This window comes from Shouchella tritolerans (assembly GCF_025770735.1).
Classification (GTDB): domain Bacteria; phylum Bacillota; class Bacilli; order Bacillales; family Bacillaceae_D; genus Shouchella; species Shouchella tritolerans.
In genome coordinates this window covers 103,617-124,613 of the sequence record NZ_JAODPB010000005.1, presented here as the reverse complement: position 1 = coordinate 124,613, position 20,997 = coordinate 103,617, and the positions used below count along the sequence as shown (strand labels likewise).

Annotated in this window: 21 protein-coding genes; 14 read left to right on the top strand and 7 right to left on the bottom strand. The window is 45.7% G+C overall.

All coding sequences use genetic code 11. The features are described from left to right. Window positions 1-32: 32 nt before the first annotated feature. Complete coding sequence (gene asnB / locus N6H06_RS16805; RefSeq protein WP_062749529.1) at window positions 33-1,937, bottom strand: asparagine synthase (glutamine-hydrolyzing); 1,905 nt, start codon at window positions 1,935-1,937, stop codon at window positions 33-35. A 168-nt stretch (window positions 1,938-2,105) separates the two neighbouring features. Between asnB and N6H06_RS16800 the strand changes: the two genes are divergently transcribed. The 9 genes from N6H06_RS16800 to N6H06_RS16760 all read left to right on the top strand — a co-directional run bounded on the left by N6H06_RS16800 (window position 2,106) and on the right by N6H06_RS16760 (window position 8,943). After that, window positions 2,106-2,402 (top strand): IDEAL domain-containing protein, encoded by a 297-nt coding sequence (locus N6H06_RS16800; RefSeq protein ID WP_062749527.1) that lies wholly within the window; start codon window positions 2,106-2,108, stop codon window positions 2,400-2,402. A 332-nt stretch (window positions 2,403-2,734) separates the two neighbouring features. Next, complete coding sequence (locus tag N6H06_RS16795; protein ID WP_263707562.1) at window positions 2,735-3,577, top strand: dimethylarginine dimethylaminohydrolase family protein; 843 nt, start codon at window positions 2,735-2,737, stop codon at window positions 3,575-3,577. A gap of 61 nt (window positions 3,578-3,638) precedes the next feature. Next, on the top strand, window positions 3,639-5,138 hold the full coding sequence (locus tag N6H06_RS16790) for an acyl-CoA carboxylase subunit beta (RefSeq protein ID WP_263707561.1): 1,500 nt from the start codon (window positions 3,639-3,641) through the stop codon (window positions 5,136-5,138). After that, window positions 5,105-5,767: a hypothetical protein gene (locus tag N6H06_RS16785; RefSeq protein WP_062749521.1), complete on the top strand. Its 663-nt coding sequence runs from the start codon at window positions 5,105-5,107 to the stop codon at window positions 5,765-5,767. Before N6H06_RS16790 ends, N6H06_RS16785 begins: the two co-directional genes overlap by 34 nt. Before the next feature lie 61 nt (window positions 5,768-5,828). Then, window positions 5,829-6,197, top strand: a complete 369-nt coding sequence (locus tag N6H06_RS16780; RefSeq protein ID WP_263707560.1) for a rhodanese-like domain-containing protein — start codon at window positions 5,829-5,831, stop codon at window positions 6,195-6,197. Window positions 6,198-6,310: 113 nt separating this feature from the next. Continuing rightward, entirely contained in the window at window positions 6,311-6,580 is a 270-nt protein-coding gene (locus N6H06_RS16775; RefSeq protein WP_062749518.1) for a hypothetical protein, read from the top strand. A 250-nt stretch (window positions 6,581-6,830) separates the two neighbouring features. Beyond that, window positions 6,831-7,616 (top strand): alpha/beta fold hydrolase, encoded by a 786-nt coding sequence (locus N6H06_RS16770; RefSeq protein WP_212953991.1) that lies wholly within the window; start codon window positions 6,831-6,833, stop codon window positions 7,614-7,616. Then, the gene (locus N6H06_RS16765; RefSeq protein ID WP_062749514.1) at window positions 7,597-8,439 is read left to right on the top strand and encodes a YitT family protein; all 843 of its coding nucleotides are present in this window, start codon (window positions 7,597-7,599) and stop codon (window positions 8,437-8,439) included. Before N6H06_RS16770 ends, N6H06_RS16765 begins: the two co-directional genes overlap by 20 nt. A 12-nt stretch (window positions 8,440-8,451) precedes the next feature. Then, window positions 8,452-8,943, top strand: a complete 492-nt coding sequence (locus tag N6H06_RS16760; RefSeq protein WP_062749512.1) for a BsuPI-related putative proteinase inhibitor — start codon at window positions 8,452-8,454, stop codon at window positions 8,941-8,943. Window positions 8,944-8,990: 47 nt separating this feature from the next. Here the strand turns inward: N6H06_RS16760 and N6H06_RS16755 are convergent, their stop codons facing one another. The 6 genes from N6H06_RS16755 to N6H06_RS16730 all read right to left on the bottom strand — a co-directional run bounded on the left by N6H06_RS16755 (window position 8,991) and on the right by N6H06_RS16730 (window position 15,556). Beyond that, the gene (locus N6H06_RS16755) at window positions 8,991-9,143 is read right to left on the bottom strand and encodes a hypothetical protein (protein WP_193754515.1); all 153 of its coding nucleotides are present in this window, start codon (window positions 9,141-9,143) and stop codon (window positions 8,991-8,993) included. After that, window positions 9,140-12,133, bottom strand: coding sequence for a DEAD/DEAH box helicase (locus tag N6H06_RS16750; protein ID WP_263707559.1), 2,994 nt, complete (start codon window positions 12,131-12,133; stop codon window positions 9,140-9,142). The genes N6H06_RS16755 and N6H06_RS16750 overlap by 4 nt, the downstream gene beginning before the upstream one ends. Beyond that, window positions 12,120-13,364 carry a hypothetical protein gene (locus N6H06_RS16745; protein ID WP_212953990.1) on the bottom strand — a complete coding sequence of 415 codons (1,245 nt, stop codon included), beginning with the start codon at window positions 13,362-13,364 and terminating at the stop codon, window positions 12,120-12,122. Before N6H06_RS16745 ends, N6H06_RS16750 begins: the two co-directional genes overlap by 14 nt. Before the next feature lie 170 nt (window positions 13,365-13,534). After that, window positions 13,535-14,140 carry a hypothetical protein gene (locus tag N6H06_RS16740; protein WP_062749508.1) on the bottom strand — a complete coding sequence of 202 codons (606 nt, stop codon included), beginning with the start codon at window positions 14,138-14,140 and terminating at the stop codon, window positions 13,535-13,537. 122 nt (window positions 14,141-14,262) lie between these two features. Continuing rightward, window positions 14,263-14,721, bottom strand: a complete 459-nt coding sequence (locus N6H06_RS16735; protein WP_062749506.1) for a GNAT family N-acetyltransferase — start codon at window positions 14,719-14,721, stop codon at window positions 14,263-14,265. Between the two features lie 25 nt (window positions 14,722-14,746). Continuing rightward, window positions 14,747-15,556, bottom strand: a complete 810-nt coding sequence (locus N6H06_RS16730) for a Cof-type HAD-IIB family hydrolase (RefSeq protein ID WP_263707558.1) — start codon at window positions 15,554-15,556, stop codon at window positions 14,747-14,749. A 113-nt stretch (window positions 15,557-15,669) separates the two neighbouring features. Between N6H06_RS16730 and ctaG the strand changes: the two genes are divergently transcribed. The 5 genes from ctaG (at window position 15,670) to N6H06_RS16705 (ending at window position 20,927) form a co-directional block, all read left to right on the top strand. Beyond that, entirely contained in the window at window positions 15,670-16,554 is an 885-nt protein-coding gene (gene ctaG / locus N6H06_RS16725; RefSeq protein WP_062749502.1) for a cytochrome c oxidase assembly factor CtaG, read from the top strand. Window positions 16,555-16,683: 129 nt separating this feature from the next. Further along, window positions 16,684-17,718, top strand: coding sequence for an N-acetyl-gamma-glutamyl-phosphate reductase (argC, locus tag N6H06_RS16720; RefSeq protein WP_263707557.1), 1,035 nt, complete (start codon window positions 16,684-16,686; stop codon window positions 17,716-17,718). 14 nt (window positions 17,719-17,732) lie between these two features. Further along, the gene (gene argJ / locus N6H06_RS16715; RefSeq protein WP_062749498.1) at window positions 17,733-18,959 is read left to right on the top strand and encodes a bifunctional glutamate N-acetyltransferase/amino-acid acetyltransferase ArgJ; all 1,227 of its coding nucleotides are present in this window, start codon (window positions 17,733-17,735) and stop codon (window positions 18,957-18,959) included. 10 nt (window positions 18,960-18,969) lie between these two features. Continuing rightward, a complete protein-coding gene (gene argB, locus N6H06_RS16710; protein ID WP_263707556.1) occupies window positions 18,970-19,743 on the top strand; it encodes an acetylglutamate kinase in 774 nt (257 codons plus the stop codon). A 17-nt stretch (window positions 19,744-19,760) separates the two neighbouring features. Next, a complete protein-coding gene (locus tag N6H06_RS16705; protein ID WP_153020554.1) occupies window positions 19,761-20,927 on the top strand; it encodes an acetylornithine transaminase in 1,167 nt (388 codons plus the stop codon). Window positions 20,928-20,997 lie beyond the last annotated feature (70 nt).

The window sequence follows — 20,997 nt, the reverse complement described above, 5'->3', positions numbered from 1 at the left end:
TAGGTTTGACTGCCCTCCTTGCAATGTCGGGATTAAGAATGGGCGAGCGCTTTACAGCGCTCGGCGTCTTTCTGTTGATGTGTGCTAATCAGTCGCTTGGCAACATGCATGTCATGCCACATCATATACGTAAGGACCGTCCATAAACGTCGGCTATAATCGCCGTGGCCGTCGCGGTGTTCTTGAAGCATGTGCAGCAAAAAAGGCTTATGAAAAACGTCTGCTGTATCGCTGGACTCGATAAGCTGTTTGGCCCAATCGTACAGTTCATTTTTGAGCCATACACGGATCGGCACTGGGAAGCCTAATTTTTTACGGGGCACAATGTTTGCTGGAATAAGGTCCTTCATTGCCTGACGAAGCACATATTTAGTCGTCTTATGGGAAAGTTTCATACCCCGATCAAGCATTCTCGCAAATGCAAATACGTCTTTATCGAGAAATGGGACTCTCAATTCAATCGAATGTGCCATTGTCATTCGGTCAGCCTTAACAAGGATGTCGCCAGGAAGCCACGTATGCATATCGACAAATTGCATAATCGTCGATTCATCCATGCCTTTTGCCTGTTCGTATAGTGGCGCTGTTACATTTGTGTAAGGTTTGGTTCGATCATAGTCGCGGAACAACCGAGTTTTTTCTGCTTCAGAAAAAATAAAGGCATTGCCAATGTACCGCTCTTGGATAGGAGTCGTTCCACGGATAATGTAGTTTCGTCCCTTGAGCGTAGACGGCATATGGGCAACAACCCGCTTTAAGCCAGAGTGAAACGTAGGCGGCAACTTTTTAAACCAGGCAAGGTCAAGAGGTTCCCGGTAAATGTTGTACCCTCCGAACAATTCGTCAGCACCTTCTCCTGACAAGACGACCTTTACATGTTTGCTTGCCTCTTTGGCGACGAAATAAAGGGGCACAGCTGCTGGGTCTGCGACAGGCTCGTCCATATGCCAAACGATGTTAGGCAGTTCTTCAATAAATTCTTCAGCAGATATGACTTTATGGATATTTTTGACGCCTAACGCTCTTGCTGTGTCTTTTGCGACGGCAATCTCGCTATAGCCCTCTGTTTCGAAACCAACCGTAAAAGTCAACAGATTAGGGTGTACTTGCTGCGCTAAGGCGGTAATCGCCGTGGAATCGATGCCGCTCGACAAAAATGCCCCAACCGGAACATCAGAGCGCATATGTTTTTCTACAGAATCTATTAACAATTTTCGTGTTTGGTTGGCAAGTTCTGTGACGGTCGGCCCAGATTCAGGCTGAAAAGTACGTTCAGCATATGCTTCAATTTGCAAAGAAAAGTCTGCATTGATCGTTAATGTATGTCCAGGTAGTAGCTTGTGAATGCCTTTTGTCAGTGTGTTCGGTTCAGGAACATACTGGAATGTGGCATAATGCTGGAGCGCTTCTTGCTCAATCGAAATTTGCTCAAGCAACGGCATGATTGATTTTTGTTCAGAGGCAAAGAAAAAACGTTCGTCTGTTTTCATATAGTAAAACGGCTTAATGCCAAAACGGTCTCGTGCGCAAAACAATTCCTTTTTGTGCTTGTCCCAAATTGCAAACGCATACATGCCGCGTAATTGTGTAACCGCATTTTTGCCATCTGCTGCATAAAGGGCAAGGAGTACTTCGGTATCAGAATCGGTTCGGAATGTGTAACCCCGTTGAATTAATTGGGAACGAAGCTCAATGTAGTTATAAATTTCGCCATTAAAAACAATATGGTAGCGCCCTTTGCTATACGCAAGTGGCTGGTGGCCGTGCTCTAAATCAATAATGCTTAAACGTTTAAATCCAAAACGGACTGTTTCATCTTTATAGTTACCGGTGCTGTCAGGGCCACGGTGATGAATCGCTTCTAGCGTTTGATTCCACAATTGATCAGGTAAATGGCTGCTATTTCGAATAAGCAGATCGCCGACAAAACCACACATAATGTTTCCTCCAGTTTTTTAGTGAGCTAATCTTACTCCAATTAAATATAAAAGTCAATTTTTTGCTGAAAGGGTAACAGTCGACTAACAACGTAGGACCATGTTTCATTTTTATGGTTTAGGGTATAAACACGTAAATCCAATTTTGAAGCAGGAGGGGGATTCTTCGTGGAAAAGCCATTTAGGTTAGACGGCGACGTGTACAGGCAATTAAGCATTATTAACCGTTTGGAGTTGCGGGCCGATTTAACTGTCCAATCCCTTTATGCGAAAGCGGTGTTGGAATATTCCATCTATCACTTTAGAGAACAACATTTAAAAGAAAAAATCGATCAGGCGTTGGAGCAACGTGACGAACAGGCCTTTTATTTACTAGCAGAAGCATTAAACGATCACAGGGATCGCTATAAAGGCGGGCGCACACTGTATGAAAATGGCTTCAGGCTCCATCTTACCTTCCAGTAACAATTCAATAGCGGGCTGGTTTTCGGTCATAAGGCCAATCAATATTGCGTTGCCAAGTCATATTGATGGCCTTTTTCGTTATCGAAACAGGGCGTGTTGCAACAAAAAAATATTCGAACTTGTTGGGGTGATCACATCAAAAAAAGCTTTTTTGGACATATTCTAATTGTCGGCTAACAAACGCCTAACCGGCATAATCGTCTTCTGTATAGGGTCAGTTGTTCCAATGCCTGGCATAAGTTTCCCCATCCATATATAAAACTTTGCTTTCTGCGTATTTCTGTGTAATTGTAAAGATGTCCAGGTTATTAAACGAAAGGGAGTAAGGCTTAGTGGCGAAAAAACCGATTCAATGTGAAAACGAGTATGGTCTACTAAAGGAAGTCGTTGTCTGCGAACCGACGTTTATGGCAATCGAGGAGCCGATTAATAGAACGCAGCGCAAATACGTGAATGAAAATATTAACAGGAACATCGCGAGCCAACAACATCAAGCGCTCGTTACAGCCATGGAGAAAGAAGGCATCCGTGTTTATTCCGTTCCAGCCTATGACCATTTGCCAGAGCAAGTGTTTATGCGGGACAGCGGTTTTGTTATCGGAACGTCCTTGTATGTAGCCAATTTGGATAGGGATATCCGCAAAGGCGAAGAAAAGGTGCTTAGCGAGTACTTGACCAAAATCGGCAAACCGTTTGCAAAAGCAAGTGCAGGCACAGTGGAAGGCGGAGATGTTGTACTCGCCAATGATGAAGTGTACATAGGGGCAAGCGGACGCACAAATAAGGAAGGCATCGAGGAGCTGCACCGCCTACATCCTGAAAAAAGAATAGAAATGGTTTCGCTTGATCCAGACTATTTGCATTTAGATTGCGTGTTTCAGCCCGTTTCTGAGACACTGGCGCTCATTTACCGTGATGCCCTTTCTAAAAAGGCTGTTGACATGCTGGAACAGCGTTTCTCATTAATCGATGTGTCCAAAGAGGAACAGTTCCATTTAGGTGTTAATGTCCTCTCGATTGGCAACAAACGGGTGATTGCACTGCCCATGAATGAAAACACCAATGCAGAGTTGCAAGCACATGGGTTTACGATTATTGAAGTCGATTTCTCAGAAATTATTAAGTCTGGAGGTTCGTTCCGCTGCGTGACCATGCCGTTAGTCCGTACAAATTAACGCATATATCTGCGCCTTTTGGTTATATTACGACAGAATGATAGGAGGCGCGTTTTAGCAGATGGAGCGAAAGAAACGGTTAGCCGCTGAACGAGCAAGGCTGGCGTCTGGCGGTGGGACAAAAAAGCAGCAGGCTCAGAAAGAAGCCGGAAAACAAACCGCAAGAGAGCGGATTAACATGTTATTAGATCGCGATAGCTTTACTGAACATCTCGCTTTTGCCAGCGGGCCTCACGGTGAGGCAGGCGATGGCGTAATCGTCGGTTATGGGACAATCTCCGGCCGCCTTGTAGTTGTCTATGCACAGGACTTCACGGTCAGCGGTGGATCGCTTGGAGCCATGCATGCCCAAAAAATATGTGCCATTATGGACTTGGCCTATCACATGCAAGCACCCATTATTGGCCTGATCGATTCAGGAGGGGCAAGAATCCAAGAAGGGGCAAAAGCCCTTGCTGGCTACGGAGAAATATTTAAGCGAAATGTTCGATATTCAGGCGCCATTCCGCAGCTATCGGTTATGCTAGGGCCATGTGCAGGCGGGGCTGTTTACTCTCCGGCGCTGACTGATGCGATTTTTATGGTCGACCAAACGAGCCAAATGGCGATTACTGGCCCAAAAGTGCTTAAAGCAGCGACAGGGGCAGAAGCGAAAATGGAAGATTTGGGCGGTGTCCGCATGCATTCCGAAAAAAGTGGCGTTGCCCACTTTTGCGCAAAAACAGAAGCGGAGTTATTCGTGCTTGTTCGCCAGTTTTTAAGTTATCTCCCTAATAACGGAGCCAAAAAACCATGCCATAAGCGTGTGAGTGAGAAAGTCAGCGCCCATTTGCCCCGCGATAGCAAAACCGTCTATGATATGGTGCCGATTATTTGCGGACTTGCTGATGAAGATTCTTTTTTTGAATGTTCGAAACGGTATGCCCGCAACTTGATTACTGCCTTTATCCGCCTAAATGGCCAGTCTGTTGGTGTCGTCGCCAATAATCCGAAGCATCTTGCGGGCTGCATTGATATGGACGCGAGTGATAAGTGTGCCCGCTTTGTCCGGTTTTGCGATTGTTTCCAAATTCCTTTACTCGTTCTTGAAGATGTCAGCGGCTTTATTCCAGGTGTCGAGCAGGAGAGCCGCGGATTGATTCGCCATGGCGCCAAAATCATTTATGCCTTTGCCGAAGCAACAGTGCCGAAAATCACCGTGATCGTCCGCAAAGCATATGGTGGCGCCTATGTTGCTTTAAACAGCAAAGCTTTAGGGGCCGATTTTGTTTATGCCTGGCCTGAAGCTGAAATTGCGGTGATGGGCCCATCCGGAGCGGCGGCGGTCATTCATCAAAAAGACATACAGGCGAGCAATAACCCGGCCAAAGCGCTTTTACAATTTGAAGAAAGCTACAGGGAGAAGGTAGCCGATCCCTTTTCGGCGGCAAAAGAAGCACTGATTGACGACGTGATTGAGCCTGACGAGACGAGGCAGCGATTAATTGAGTCATTTTCGATTTTAGCGTGCAAAGACGAAAGCGCTAATTGGAAGAAAAAGCACGGCAACATACCGTTATAATTGATGCTTTTTCACTCGCTCAGTATGTGATACGATACGATAGAAGCGTTATTTTATTGTATGAAAGCGAGTCGTTGCCAATGGTTGTCCTTTCTGAAGGCTGGGTCCAGTTTTTATTGGCTATCAGTTGCGTTCTGCTGCTCGTTATTAGCTTGTTGGCCATTTTTTCTTGGTTGAAGCGAAAGAAAGGCATAACAAAGGCGAAAGAACAAGCAGGCGCTTTTTTAGTATTTGTCACAGTGCTGTTAATTTATTTTGCATTGTCGCTTGCCCTCCCACGTGCGTATGTTTCTGATGTACTCATCGGACCAAACACAGCAAAACTGGTCGAAGACAAGGGAGTTCGCTATTTGAGTTTATCGACGATTTATAAAGTCCACGGTATTGAAACAGGGGCAGTGATCCGAGAAGCACAGGGGAAGACCGTACATATTTCGATCGATGAATATGAACCGATTTACGCATTTGCCAAAGCAAACGAGGAAGTTGTCCGTCATGACCAGTCAATTGATGTGGCGGCTTATATCGATCAAGTCGCCGTCCCTGAGCTTGAAAAGCTAGACAACGAGGAGATTACGTTAACACAGTTACGGGAACATCTCCCGCATCTCCAATTTGATTTCCAATAAATGCGTTCTGCTTGCTTTGCAAGCAAACTGACCAGTAAACTAGTAGTGGAGGTGGCGCAATATGGCCCGTAATGAAGACGGTATCGTTCAATTGTCAACAGAAGAAATAAAGTCTTTTTTGATCAATAAAGCAGACGAGCCGATTATTATTGACGTCCGAGAAGTAGAGGAATACGAGAATGGCCATCTGCCAGGTGTACCACTCATTCCCATGAATGAAATTCCAAGTATGGTTGCTGAAATGGACCAATCAAAAAGTTATGTATTGGTGTGCCGTAGCGGCAGAAGAAGCCAAAACACCGCCTTGTACTTAAAAGAACAGGGATTTTCGAACGTCCGAAATTATGAAGGCGGAATGTTAGCTTGGGATGGAGAGCTTGAATATGGCCAGGAATGGGTCGTAAAGGACATAGAAGAACTTTATAAATAAGGTGCGAAAAAGGCCTCCCCGTTACGACAAGAGGCCTTTTTAGGTTTATCTCTCCTCTTTTAGGGAAGACATAAGAGTAAGAAGATCATTCTATATAAAAGGGGATGGAAGAGATGAAAGCCAAACAAACGACACTTGCGCTTGGAATCGCGGCGGCTGCTGGAATGGCTGTCGTTTGCTTAAAAGACGAAAACCGCAGGCAGCAAATGAAAAACAAATTGCAAACGGTGTTAGCCAAATGGAGGGGACAGAAAACGACGGCGAATGAAAACGTGTTTAAGCTCGGCAATCCTAAGCCATCGTCAGCAGACAGCAAAATGGTCGATGAAGGTTCCTTGTATAGCATTAAGCGCTACAACGAAAAATACCAAGAAGGCGTTTAAGTGCATGCCGGCACCGACTTAGAATGGACACCATTATTCTGTGCCGACAAAACATATTCATTGAGCCATAAAGAATGATGAGCGTTTGTTGCCATTGCCTAGACTGATAAAAAACGCTTGTCAGGCGAGGGAAGATGCGAGTAGAACAGGCGCTCATGAGCAGTGTTTTTCCTGCTTAAGCGACGCATTTGTTTACAGTCTGAAGCTGCCTAAAAGGGCAGCTTCTTTTACCAAGGGAGGAAGGGAACCAATGTTTTTAATTGAAGAACGAGAAATCCACTCTGTACCGCTATTACATATTACAGACAATGACGGCCCTGCGAAAAAGCCAGCGCTTCTTTTCTATCATGGAATCACAAGTGCAAAAGAGCATAACTTACATATTGCCTATACGTTTGCAAAGAAAGGGTTTCGCGTTCTTTTGCCTGATGCCCTTCACCATGGGGAGCGGGAAAAAAGCATCGTTGGTGAGAAGCGCTATTTATCCTTTTGGGATATTGTTTTGCAATCGATTCATGAAGTCCCTACTATCGCCGAGCCTTTTTTGCAAGAAGGATTGATCGATGAGAACCGGATAGCGATTGGCGGCACGTCCATGGGGGCGATTACTGCTTATGGCGCTTTAGCAGCTTATCCATGGCTTTGTTCAGGTTGTTGTTTTATGGGCGTCCCCCAATATATGACATTTTCGAAAGCGATGTTTGAAAAGCTGGAACAACGGGGAGTGGAAGTGAAAGAAGCGCAGAAAGAAGCTGTGCTAGCAAAGATCCGCCCATTTGACTTGGCGGCTGACATCGAACGATTAAATGGGCGTCCTTTGTTTATCTGGCATGGAAAGCAAGATGACACAGTGCCTTTTTTCTATGCAGAACAATTTGCCAATCGGTTGTTCGATGCTTATAAAGGCAACACAGACCGCTTTCAGTTTATCGCAGAGGAAGGCGCCGGCCATAAAATCTCTAGAAAGGCAATGCTTGCGGCGGCAGAATTTCTCCCCCAAGCAATGGGAAGTTCTCATGTTTCTCGTACAACATAATCTTTTTAGGGAAGCAGGAAAAATTTTTATTGTTCTTGCTGGTTCATTTCTGCTTGCCTGTTCGTTAAACTTATTTTTAATCCCCGCTGATGTGTTTGCTAGCGGTTTTACGGGCGTAGCCCAGCTTCTTTCCTATATTCTTCCTTTATCAACAGGGACGTTGCTTTTGCTTTTAAATATACCAGTTGCGATTTTAGGTTGGCTTAAAGTGGGAAAAAGCTTTACGGTGTACAGTTTTGCCAGTGTCGCAATGACGACGCTTTTTCTTGAGCTGATTCCTGTCCATGCTTTATCGTCGGATATTATGCTTAATGCTGTCTTTGGTGGCGTTATCGGCGCAACAGGGGCAGGCCTGCTCCTTAAATGGGGGGCTTCATCTGGCGGGCTAGACATCATTGCCCTTGTGCTGGCCCGCTATACGGATCGACCAGTCGGCAGCTTTTTCTTCCTCCTCAATTCCATTATTGTTGTTGCTTCCGGGCTATTGCTTGATCCTGAAAAAGCGTTATTTACATTAATATCCATATACGTCACTTCTCGCTTTATTGATGCGATTCATACACGCTACGTGAAGCTGACAGCCATGGTTGTCACAAAAAAACCTGATTTATTAAATAAGGCGATTCATGAACGGCTGACGAGGGGAATTACCCGAATTCCAGCAAAAGGCGGGTATACGTTTGAGGAAAAGGAAATGCTTGTCATTGTCATCACTCGCTATGAATTGTATGATTTAAAAAACATCATCGAAGAAGTCGATCCGGAAGCCTTTACGAATATTGTCGAGACAGCCAGTATCTTTGGCTTGTTCCGCAAAGATTAGGGAGGATTTTTGATGAAAAAGTGGAATGTGCTTATAGCGCTTAGTTTCATATTGGTGCTCTGCGCATGTGGCGGACAGCCAGAAGAAGAAAATCCGGATATTCCGGCGGGAGGAGATGCCTCAGTGAGCACTGAATGGACGTTTGACGTTCGTGCAAAGCAATCAGGCGAGATGTTGGAAGTCGAAATGGATGTAAAGAACGAATCGGATCAGCAGCAAACACTTGTCTTTCCATCGTCACAAGAATACGAACTTGTGCTTAAGAATGAGGAAGGGGAAGAGGTTTTCCGTTATTCAGAAAACCATATGTTTGCCCAAGTCATTGTGGAGCGTCAATTTGAACCAGGAGAACAAATTGAGTTGCAAAAGGAACGGATTCCAGTTGGCGATTTACCAGCTGGCCATTATACATTAACAGCTGAGTTAGCTGTATCAAAAGAAACAATCGAAGCGCAAGGAGACGACAATCCATTTGTACAAACAGTAGAAGTGGAAATCGAATAAGCCCAGTAACTGTCTATAGTCTGAAACGCCTAAAGGGATAGCTTTTGCTATCCCTTTAGGCGTTTTTCACTTTCTGCTTTCAAGGCTTCTATGAATGTTTGCCATTCAGGTCTCCCTTGTTCAGATGGCGAATAAATGTAGTTTTCGTTCAGAATTCGCGTTTTTTCGTTGTTCCAAAAATGCTCAAACAGTGGTTTCATTCGTTGCTCCTTTCCGTATGGCTTAGTTGAATGAGGGAAAGCAATTCATCATCATTTAATTCTGTTAAAAACGCAGGTGTTTGCAGAACCCCTTCAGCAAGCGCTTTTTTTCCATTGATGAGCTGATCAATTCGTTCTTCGACGGTGCCAGACGTCAGCAGTTTGTATACTTGGACAGGCTTTGTCTGGCCGATCCGGTAAGCACGGTCCGTTGCTTGGTTTTCAACCGCCGGGTTCCACCACCGGTCATAGTGAATCACGTTGGTTGCTTTTGTTAAGTTTAAACCAACGCCCCCTGCTTTCAAAGACAAGACAAACGCGGCCGCGTGTGGATCGTTCTGAAATTGGTCAATTGCCGTACGCCGTTGGCTACGCGATAGGCCACCGTGTAAAAAAGGCACAGACATCCCATAGCGTACCTGTAGCTCGTGGCTAATCAGCTTGCCCATCTCTTTATACTGAGTAAAGATCAAGACACTCTCGCCTTTTGAGAAAATGTTGGCGACAATATCGAGGAAAGCATCCCATTTCCCTGATTGGTGCCCAGCTATATCCCCGTCTTTATAAAATTGAGCAGGGTGGTTGCAAATTTGTTTCATGCGCGTAATGGCGCGCAAGATCATTGCTTTTCGCTCCAAATTAGCCACCGTTGCGAGTCGTTCTGACACATCTTCCACCACAGCTTGGTAAAGGGCAGCTTGTTCAAGGGAGAGGGGGACAGACTCGGTCGTTTCCCGCTTGTTTGGCAGTTGTAGTCCAGTAGCAGGGTCGTTTTTCGTACGGCGCAAAAGAAACGGACGTATTAACGTTTGCAACGCTTGTTGTTTTGTTTCATCGTGGTCTCGCTCAATTGGGCGAATATAGGCTTTGTGAAAGCCGGCAAATGAGCCGAGCAACGACGGATTGAGCAAGTCCATCAATGACCACAATTCATGAAGCCTGTTTTCAATCGGCGTTCCTGTTAAAGCAATACGGTGTGTAGCCGACAGTTGGCGGATTGCTTGCCGCTGTTTTGTATTTTTGTTTTTTATATGTTGAGCTTCATCCAAAATCAGGCCATTCCAGTGGACAGTTTGGAAAAAGCGAGCATCTCTTAAAGCGAGAGCATAAGAGGTTAGAACGAGATCTGCTTCGGCCAGCCTTGCGTCTCCTTCCTCGAGGCGGTCTGAGCCGTGGTGGATAAACACCTTTAAGCTCGGCGCAAATCTTCTACATTCATCGGCCCAGTTGTAAAGCAACGAAGTCGGGCAGATAAGCAGGAATGGCGCTGTTTGTTGCTCCAATTGCTGTTCGCGGACATATAACATATAAGCGATTGTTTGAATCGACTTGCCTAAGCCCATATCGTCAGCTAAACAGCCGCCAAAGCCAACTTTGCGCAAATGGGAAAGCCAATCAAGCCCTTGCTTTTGATAATGCCTCAACGTGCCTTCTAAGGCGTAAGGCATTGTAACCGGTTCAGGCTGCTGCTTATAGAGTGCCGTCAGCCTCTCTTCCAGCTCGTCTGTCCACTCTAGCTGGAACGGAACGGTGGAAAGAGCTTCGGGGACGTCTTGTGTTTTCGTGATTTTCCAAGCATCCAAATAAGTAAAACGGCTATTTATATCTTCGAGATAGGCTTTGAGTTGCTTCGCTAACGTTGGGTCCCAAGCTAGCCACTGGCCGTTTACATAAAGAAATGGTTTGTTTTCCTGTACATATCGATTAAACGTTTCTTCTGTAACTGCTTGCCCGCCGATGGAGACCGTGTATTGGAAGTTCGCTAAATCTTGCCAGTTTAAGACGGGGTCTGCCCCGTTTTGTGCTGTTTGATGATCGCCAATCAGGCGAACACTTAATGGACTTCGCTGTTTAAGCCATTTTGGCACAATCAATTGAATGCCCATTTCAGCAAGTTGCCTGTCGTAAGCGGTAAAGAGTTGGTAAGCTTCTTCAGCGCTCATCGTTTTTGTAGGAGCACCCAGCGACAGGCCCGCTAATAGGGGAATGTGCTTCGAAATTAGCAAAACATCGCTTTTTAGCCGTGAGACTGGGTTTGTCCGCCAAGGGTGACTGCCAGCCATCAGCTGTTCCATGCCTACTAATGTTTCCGGGCGGTTGCGGTCAGCTACAGATAAAGAGACAGACCAGCTTTCCTTTGGGGTCGGAGGGTCGTGTAAAACAAGAGCCGTTTGAAACGGCTCCGCTTTTTTTAGTCCCAGCTGTTCTGCAAACAACGTGCTTGGCGGTGAAACTGCCTTCGAGCGGCCTGTTTCCAGTGAATGCAAAAAAGGCGCAATTTCCTGCGGGACGGCCTGTTTCCAAGCAGCAAACGCAGCAGAGACGTTGTCAGCAGAAAGAAGGGAGCGGACGGTCTCGTCAATGATCGTTTTCAGCAATGCGGTTGTATGGTGCTCGATTTCGTCGGTTTGCTTATCGCTGTTGGCCATTTGACTTGAGCGCAAAGAGAGAGCTGCTTTAGGCAGACTGGCAAAACAGTCGTCGTACCAAGCGTCATTGATTGTTAATTTCCATAACCCGTCTTGCCCTGGCACGACGAGGCCTGCTTGGATAAATCCATAAATGCTTTCTACAATGGCGAGCCATGCTGAAAAGTCCGCCCCTAGGTGAAGCGGTTCTTTCTGTTTCCATGTCTGAAAAAGAGGGAAATAAGCGATAAATTGTTTTATGGATAACGTGATTCCTTCAACTGGAAATGGATAGGCATCCCAACCTTCATTGGCTTGGTAAATGGTTGCCTCTCCCGCTGGTGACTGAAACAGGCGATTGTGGAGTGGGGCGTCCAGTAAAGCACGATCTGTTTCAATAAATGTGCCGTAAAAGGAATCAGGATCTTCTTGAAAAAGAAGCAGTTTCAACTCAAATGGGGGAACCAAAAAGGGATAAATAAACCCATTTTGTCCAGTTCCTTTTCCTTGCGGCTGTTCGCCCCATAGAAAAAAACGACTGTCGATCCAGCCTCCATGGATCCAAATGCTACTGCTTTTCAAGTTGATTCAACTCCTCAATGAATGCCCTGTACGTTTTGTACACTCTTTTCAATTTCTCGATATACTCCGTGTAACGCACATGCTGGCCAAGCGCCCGATACAATTCTTTTAAGCGAATGACATATTCAGCTGCTGCCACATAATGCTTTCTAGACCGTTTTTCCACCAGCCTGACGACAAATTGGTGATAAACAGGAAGAGCTAGGTCTGGACGGTTCGCTGCGAGCGTCTCAAGGAGCTCGATTTTTGGCGGTTGCAATGACAGGGGGTTTTTTTCGAACAACAAAAAATACTCCCGCGCTTTATCAAAATAGCGATAACGATTTAAAAGCTGTACGTAAACGATCCGCGCTGCCTCGTTATAAAGGCGTTCTTCTAGCTTAGGCAATAGATACGCAAGCACAGACGACACTTGCTCTTGTCCCATTGCTGTTACAAGCTGTTCAAACCGCGTAAACATCGGAGCCTGAAGCCAGCGGTCCCATGTACCGTAATGAACGGAAGTAGCCGGCTGCAGAGCGGTTTCAGATTCATCCGCATAACGCTGAAGCGAACCAAGGTGGCTTTTCTGATCCGGGAATAATTGGCTTAGCCAATGTTGAATTTGCCGATGGCGCTCCCGTTTGGCTAGCAGCATAAAGTGGTCTTCCACATCGTAAGTAGCGAGGTTTTCTGTCGCCACTAAAAACTGCAATGCTTGCAATTCCTTGCCAACAAACAAATAAAAATAGCTGGCCGCTAAGCGAGCTTCTTTTGCTGCTTCGCCAAAAGATGCTTTTCCAAAAGACTGCTCAATTGCTTCAAGGGAAGCAGCAGAAAAAACAGGCAAACTGGTTCGCAACAGTTTTGGCCAAGGGGACTGATCATCGTTCAAGCTAGCTTTAAGTTGTTTGACGATTTCTTTCGCATATAGACGTTCTTCTTTGGTGGCGCTCAGTTGTTTCAAGTAGGTGAGCAGATAACCGTGAATGGATTCGAAAAAGTGGTTTAAGCGCCGTTCGCACGCTTGCAAGCGCCCTTCCGTTTGCGCCTCGGCATAGATCGTCTTGATAAACAACATGTAGCCGCGCCAAGGCGGTTCAACTGTTGCTTCAATGCTTCGCTTTGCTTCAAGGGCAAGCACTTCTAAATGGGCAGGTGAAAAATACCTCGAAGAAACAAGCTTTCGGTATGTTGTTGAAAGCGTAGGGCTAAGTTGCAAAGCAAGTGAATCTTGAAGATGTTGATTCACGCTGTCACCTCATTCACAAAAACAGTATCCCTTTATTTTACTTCTTTTGGCGGAGAAAAAAAAGTGGTGCTGCAAATGGGTGGGGGAAGAGGCAAGAAAAAAAGCTTGTCCACGTTCAATTTTGTCCCCGTAAAAAAGCAAGCACGTTGGTTGGTGCTTGCAAAAAGCGGCTACTTGTTTAAGAGCTGCTCAATTTGCGTTCGACGGTTTACGAGTTTTTTTAACCGCTGTTTGTGGGTGGAAATACGAGGAGCATCTTTTGCTTCTATCGCTTCAAACAACTCCATCAACACATAGTCAATTTCCAAGTTTAGCATATTATAAAGCGTACGCGGGCCAAGCGCTTTGCCATCATCTTTGTATTGAACCATCGAACCGTTTTTATTCATCATGATTTTCTCACTCCCGTCAATTTCAATCATGGATTCAACATCCCCGCCGTTATAAGACGTAATATAGAGTGGTCCTTTGCTGGTTCGTTTGACAATCCCATTTCCTTTTTCTGATTGCAACAGGCTTTCCAAGGCGTCTGAAAGCACATCATCATACACATACAACACTTTTGCTTGCATCGTTAAAAAGTCGTCATTGCGGATGAAGGGAAGTTCGTGTGTCAATTCCCCAAGCTCTACTGTCAAATAAATCGTTTTGGCATCATAGCGCCAAAAAAGTGCATAGTGCTGGCCCATCATGCGTTTAATAAATTGATGGAGGGCCGTTTTGGACAGATTGATTGAAAGTTCTTGAAATTCGATCGGCGTAAAGGAATCACGCATGATTCAAGCACTCCTTTTTCGACCTGAGGGCAACTTTTCGAGATTGCTTTATCCTATGTAAAAAAGCGAAAAAAAAGAAGCAAAACGCCTAGGTTCGAAAAAAATAGGCGTTTTGCGATCCTTTAGAAGCGAAAGCTGTAGCGCTTCGATACAACATCGTAAAAGCCAAGGGAGTTGTATAATGCTTTGGTCGCTTCATTATTCATGCCAGTTTCTAGTTCAATGCCTTTAATTTTGTGTTGCTCCGCCCAATAAATGATGCGCAGCAATAGTTTTTTAGCAATACCTTGGTTCCGGTAGGCTTCTTCTACATACAATTCATTCAACCAAATGTACTTTCCGCCTTTTTGAAAGCTTGTCAACGTGTTAAAAAAGGCAAATGCTACTGCTTTCCCTTCTAGTCTGGCGATAAAAAAATAGACGTGTGAGTCGGGTTGCAGCGCTTCCTCCAAAATTTTTTCAATTTGTGACAATGCTTGTTTACCGGCAATCGCATGGAGCTGTTTTTCAAACAGGCTAGTCAACTCCCGCTTCGTTGTTTCTGTTGTTGTGTCTGAAGTCAATTCTAAAATTTCGATCATGCCTCATCCCCTCCCGGCAACAAGTTTATAAATGGAGCACCTTTTCCAAATAGTAGGCGATGCCGTCGTTTTCGTTTGTCTCAGTCACGTAGTCAGCAACCGCTTTTATTTCGTTGATGGCATTGCCCATTGCGACGCCGTGGCCAGCATATTCAATCATTTCGTAGTCATTCTCTTCGTCGCCAAAGGCAATGACGTTTCCTTGGTCAATTCCGTAATCGTTAGCGATTTTTTCGAGAGCGGTTGCTTTCGTCACATTGCGTGGGGCGATTTCTAAGATGCGCGTTTCGCCTTTCCACCAGCGTTGCAGTGTTGTTTCCGTTCCTGTCTGTTGCAAGGTGTCGTGAAGGACATTGACCTTTTCGGGCTTTGGTTCGATAAGAATAGCAGTTGGTGCTTCTTTTACGAGTACATGTAGTTCTCCTGTCCCGGCAGGTTCAATGCCGTCGGTCAGAAACTCTGCAAAAAAGCCAGCTTGTTTTTTCATATAAAACGTGTCGCCGATTTCCACCATCATATTAAAGACGCCTATTGTTTCACATCGTTTGATCAACTCCTTGCTATAAGCAAGTGGGATTGATTCTAGTATCCTTGGATAATGAGCGTCTAAGGGGTGGTGGACCGAAGCGCCATTAAAATTGATGATCGGCGTCGTTAGCTGTAGTTCTTGATAATAACGTTTGCTGGCCCGGTAAGGGCGGCCGGTCGCAATCGCGATCACATGACCCTTCTTTTTTGCTTTCATAAGCGCTGTTTTTGTCCGTGGCGAAATCTCTTGGTTTTTAAGCAGCAATGTGCCGTCTAAATCAAGAGCGATTAAATGTCTTTTAGCCATATTGAAGTCCTTTCTACAAATGGTCACAAAAAGCGGTCCTCATCCCAGTGCGGCAGCCCGTCACGTATGCTATAGTTATAGAAGCGAACAATTGCGAAAGGAGAACGCTTTGTATGGAAATGCTGTTGACGGAACTTGGATTCCGCGCTTTATGGACACCTGAGCTGATTATTGCTCTCATCGGCGTTGCTTTTATATATAGCTGGTTTTTCAGGAGGACAAACGCTGGACCAAAACGAAAGCCACTCTTCTTTTTCCTCGGATTGGCAGCGCTTTACTTAGGATGGGGCAGTCCTCTTTATGTAACGGGGCATGTGATGATGACACTGCATATGTTACAAATGGTATTTGCTTACTTTATCGCCGTCCCGCTTCTGTTGCTAGGCATTCCACAAGCGTGGTACGAGGCGATTCGCTCGAAACTTGCTTTTAAGCCGCTCCGACTGGTTTGGAATCCGATTTGTGCACTGCTATTGTTTAATGGATTGTTTTCATTTTACCACGTTCCAGCAATGTTTGATATGCTCATGCAGTCACCAGTGCTGCATAGCTTGTATGAATGGGTACTGCTTTTCACTGCTGCCCTGATGTGGTGGTTTATCTTATCGCCGTTGCCAAGCTCGTACAAGCTCCCTGATTTGCGGAGGATTTTTTACATTTTTGCAAACGGCTTATTGATCACACCGGCTTGTGCATTGATCATTTTTGCTCCGTCCGCTATGTATGCAACATACACAGACCCTCTCGTGTGGGCAAATGTAATGGCTTATTGTTTGCCTGGCGGGGCAGGGCCAGAGCTATTGTTGTCGGCATTTGGAAGCCCTGAATCCCTTTCTATTTTTGAAGCGCGTATTGACCAACAGCTTGCTGGTGTGTTGATGAAAATTTTTCAAGAGATCGTTTACGGAATCGCAATTGGCTATGTGTTTAAACAGTGGCTGAAAAAAGAGAAATTGCAAGACGGCGAATTAACAATTAGCGATGTGCCTCATTCATAAAACAGCTTAACGGCTGTTTTTTTCTTTTTAGTAAAATAAAATAAAAATACAGTTGAATTTATTTTTATTCAATCATATAATGAAACACATCCATATAAAAGAACGGAACTGGCTAAAGGGAGTGAGACAATGGAAGTTGGCATTATAGGCGCGACAGGCTATAGCGGTCTTGAGTTGATTCGTCTGTTAAAAAACCATCCTCAAGTAACAAACATTATGCTGTATTCATCTTCACAAAGTGGGGAAACGATCAGTCGCCTTTATCCTCATTTACAAAACGATGAATGGAAACCGTTAAAAGGAATCGACTTAAACAAGATTTCTGCTGAAATTGATGTAATGTTTTTGGCGACTCCTCCAGGTGTGTCCGCAGAGTGGAGTGGTCCGTTGCTTGAGGCTGGGCTGTCTGTTATTGACTTAAGTGGCGATCTGCGTTTGACTGACCGGAGCATATATGAGAAATGGTATAAGCGCCCATCTGCAAAGGAAGGGCTTATAGAGGAGGCCATTTACGGTTTAAGCGAGTGGAACAAATCAGCAATTGAAACCGCGAAATTGATTGCCAATCCTGGCTGTTTTCCAACAGCGGCGCTTTTGGCGCTCATACCGCTTATTCAAGCTGGGGCAATTGAGCGTGATTCCATTGTTATTGATGCAAAGTCAGGGACGTCGGGAGCCGGCAAATCGCCTACTTCGATGACGCATTTTAGTGAAACAAATGAGAATTTTAAGATCTATCAAGTTGCATCTCATAAACATACGCCAGAGATTGAGCAGCAATTGGCAAAATGGGGAGCGCAGCCACCGCTGTCTTTTCAGCCTCATCTCGTTCCAATGGTAAGGGGGATTATGGCGACCATTTATGCCAAGGCGGCAAAGCCTCTCAGCAATGAGTGGTTAGCCGACTGCTATAACAGCGCTTATGAAAATGCTCCTTTCGTACGAGTGAAGGAAAATGGAACGTTTCCGGCAACAAAACATGTCTTTGGCAGCAATTATTGCGATATTGGCTTTTGTTATGACGGAAGAACAGGACGTGTCATTGTTGCTTCTGTCATTGATAATCTCATGAAAGGAGCCGCTGGCCAGGCGGTTCAAAATTTTAATTTAATGCAAGGATTTAACGAAACAGCAGGGCTTGAGGCCGTGCCAATGTATCCATAATGGGGAGTGGCGAGATGTTAACCAAACAGACAGCAGGGCAATCATGGAAGCAAATCAAAGGGTCGATTACCGATGTAAAAGGGTTCTCGGCAGCAGGGGCCCATTGCGGGCTAAAGAGAAAACGATTAGACATTGGCGCGATTTTCTGTGACGTGCCAGCCAATGCTGCTGGTGTATTTACATTAAACCAAATTCAGGCAGCTCCGCTTAAAGTAACGAAGGATAGCCTTGCTGTTGGTAACGGCAAACTGCAAGCAGTGCTTGTCAACAGTGGAAACGCCAATGCATGCACAGGATCGTCAGGCCTCATGGATGCCTATGAAATGCGGGCACTGGCAGCAGCAAAATTTGCGGTTCCAGAAGAGACGGTTGCTGTTACTTCTACAGGTGTGATCGGGGAAAAAATGCCGATGGAAAAAGTGCGCTCTGGGATTGATGATCTGGTCCTGTCCAAGGAGTCGACTCCGTTTGCAGAAGCGATTTTGACAACGGATACTGGAACGAAAGAAGTATGCGTTGAAGTGGTGATTGATCAAAAGACAATACGGATCGCCGGTGTTGCCAAAGGATCAGGGATGATTCATCCAAATATGGCGACAATGCTTGGTTTTATTACAACCGATGCGAATGTCGATCCTACTGCATTAAAACGGGCGCTAGCCAAGGCAACGGATGAGACGTTCAACCGTATTACAGTGGACGGGGACACGTCAACAAATGACATGGTTCTTGTGCTCGCTTCTGGTCTTGCCGAAAACCAACCTTTAGACGAAACGCACCCTGAATGGGCTGATTTTTATGGCGCTTTGTCTGCATGCGCAGAAAGTTTGGCCAAAAAAATTGCCAAAGACGGAGAAGGAGCGACAAAATTAATCGAAGTTCAAGTAACTGGGGCTGTTAGCGATGAAGAAGCAGGCAAAGTTGCTAAGGCGATTGTTGGATCTGACCTAGTGAAAACGGCTGCTTACGGCAAAGACGGCAACTGGGGCAGAATCATTTGTGCCATTGGCTATAGCGGTTGCGCTCTTAACCCTGACACAATCGACATCGCGATTGGCCCTTACGAGACGCTTGTGCAAAGTGAACCTGTTGTTGTAGACGATGCCGCGATTAGCAAGTATATGGAAGCCGAAACCATTGTCATCAAAGCCGATCTCCATCAAGGGCAAGGTGTCGGCAAAGCATGGGGCTGTGACTTAACATACGATTACGTCCGCATCAATGCAGGATACCGGACATAAGGAGGCGCCTATGGCAACAGTGGTGATCAAAATAGGGGGAAGCACCCTTGAAGCGTTAGAGGAAGAATTTTATGAGGGTGTTGTCAAACGGGCTAGCCAAGGCGACAAGATCATGATTGTTCACGGGGGCGGGCCAGCGATTAACAATCTCTTACAAGCAATGGCGGTAGAATCACAGTTTGTAAATGGCTTGCGCAAAACAACGGCGGGGGTGTTAACAGCAGCAGAAGCAGCCTTATCCGGGCAAATCAACAAACAGCTCGTCCGCTCTCTTTATCGGGTAGGAGGGAAAGCCGTTGGCTTATCTGGCAGTGACGGACATCTGTTAAAAACTATTCCAATTGACACAGACAAACTAGGGTTTGTCGGAGCGGTCGAGTCCGTGAACGTTGACTTGCTTTTCAATGTTGCTAAAGCTGGCTACATACCGGTTATTGCGCCGATTGGTATGGATGCAAACTATCAATCATACAACATTAATGCAGACACGGCCGCTGCTGCGGTCGCTAAAGCGAGCAAAGCGGAGGAGCTCGTATTCGTCACTGATGTCAACGGTGTCCAAAAAGACGGGAAAGTCATTGAGGAAATGGATGAGGTTTTGGCCAAGCGTTATATAGAAGAGGGCGTTATCTATGGAGGAATGGTGCCAAAAGTGAACGCATGTTTAGATAGTTTAAGCGGGGCATTGACGAAAGCACGGATTGTCAGCGGCAAAAAGGCGTATCACCCTTCCGCAGGGACGGCAATTGTCAAACCAAGTAACGTCCTTACATCGGGCGCTTAAAGAAAGGAAGAGCAATGGTGAGCTATTTATTCCCAACCTATTCTAAAAAAAGCCTCCGTATTAAAGAAGGACGAGGGGCATGGCTGCAAACAGAGGACGGAAAAGACTATCTTGATTTTATGGCCGGCATTGCCGTTTGCAATTTGGGGCACCGCCACCCTACAGTCGTAGCGGCGCTCCATCAGCAAGTTGACCGCCTTTGGCACGCATCGAATCTTTTCCACTATGAGGTGCAGGAAGAAGCGGCCAAACAGTTGGTACAGGCAAGTGTATGTGATTATGTGTTTTTCACAAACAGCGGCACAGAAGCGAACGAAGCGGCGATTAAGCTAGCTCGCAAAGCGACTGGAAAAAATCATATTGTATCGATGAAACAGTCTTTCCATGGCCGGACACTTGGAAGCATGGCCGCGACAGGGCAAGACGGGATTAAAAGCGGTTTTGGGCCAATGCTGCCGTCCTTTTCGTATGCTCAGTTTAACGATATGGCTTCCTTGCATGAAGCGGTAACCGAAGACACAGCAGCGATTATGATCGAAATCGTTCAAGGCGAAGGAGGCGTCCATGTCATGACAGCGTCTTTTGCCGAAGCAATTGTGGCCCTTTGCAAGGAACAGAAATTGCTGCTCATTGTCGATGAGATTCAAACGGGCATGGGACGTACCGGCAAACTGTTTGCCTATGAACATTACGCCCTTGAGCCAGATATCGTGACTGTTGCGAAAGGGCTAGGCAACGGCTTTCCAATTGGTGCGATGCTTGGAAAAGCGTCTTTAAAAGAAGCGTTTGGCATAGGCAGCCACGGTTCTACGTTTGGCGGCAACCCTTTAGCAGCTGCAACGGCAATAGCGGTCTTAGCCGAATTAAGCGCAGACGGCTTCTTGCCAGAAGTGGAAGAGAAGGCGGAGCGTTTTGTCGCTTACTTAAAAGGGGAGCTAAGTGGCATTGCAATCGTTAAAGACATACGCCACAAAGGGTTTTTGATTGGCATTGAAACAGCGATACCGGCACTTGATTTAATAGCAGCGTGTGAGCAACAAGGTTTGCTGCTGCTTCCGGCAGGCAGCCATGTGACACGGCTGTTGCCGCCGCTTACCGTATCTGAAAGCGAATGGCGTCAAGCTGTGGCGATCATCAAACAAGCAGCAACGATCTATGAACGAGAGAACAGCTTTTCCTCTTAAAAAAAGAGGGATTGCTGCGCACATAAATGAATTTTTATAACTTATATAGAATAAATATGAATTTTGGGGT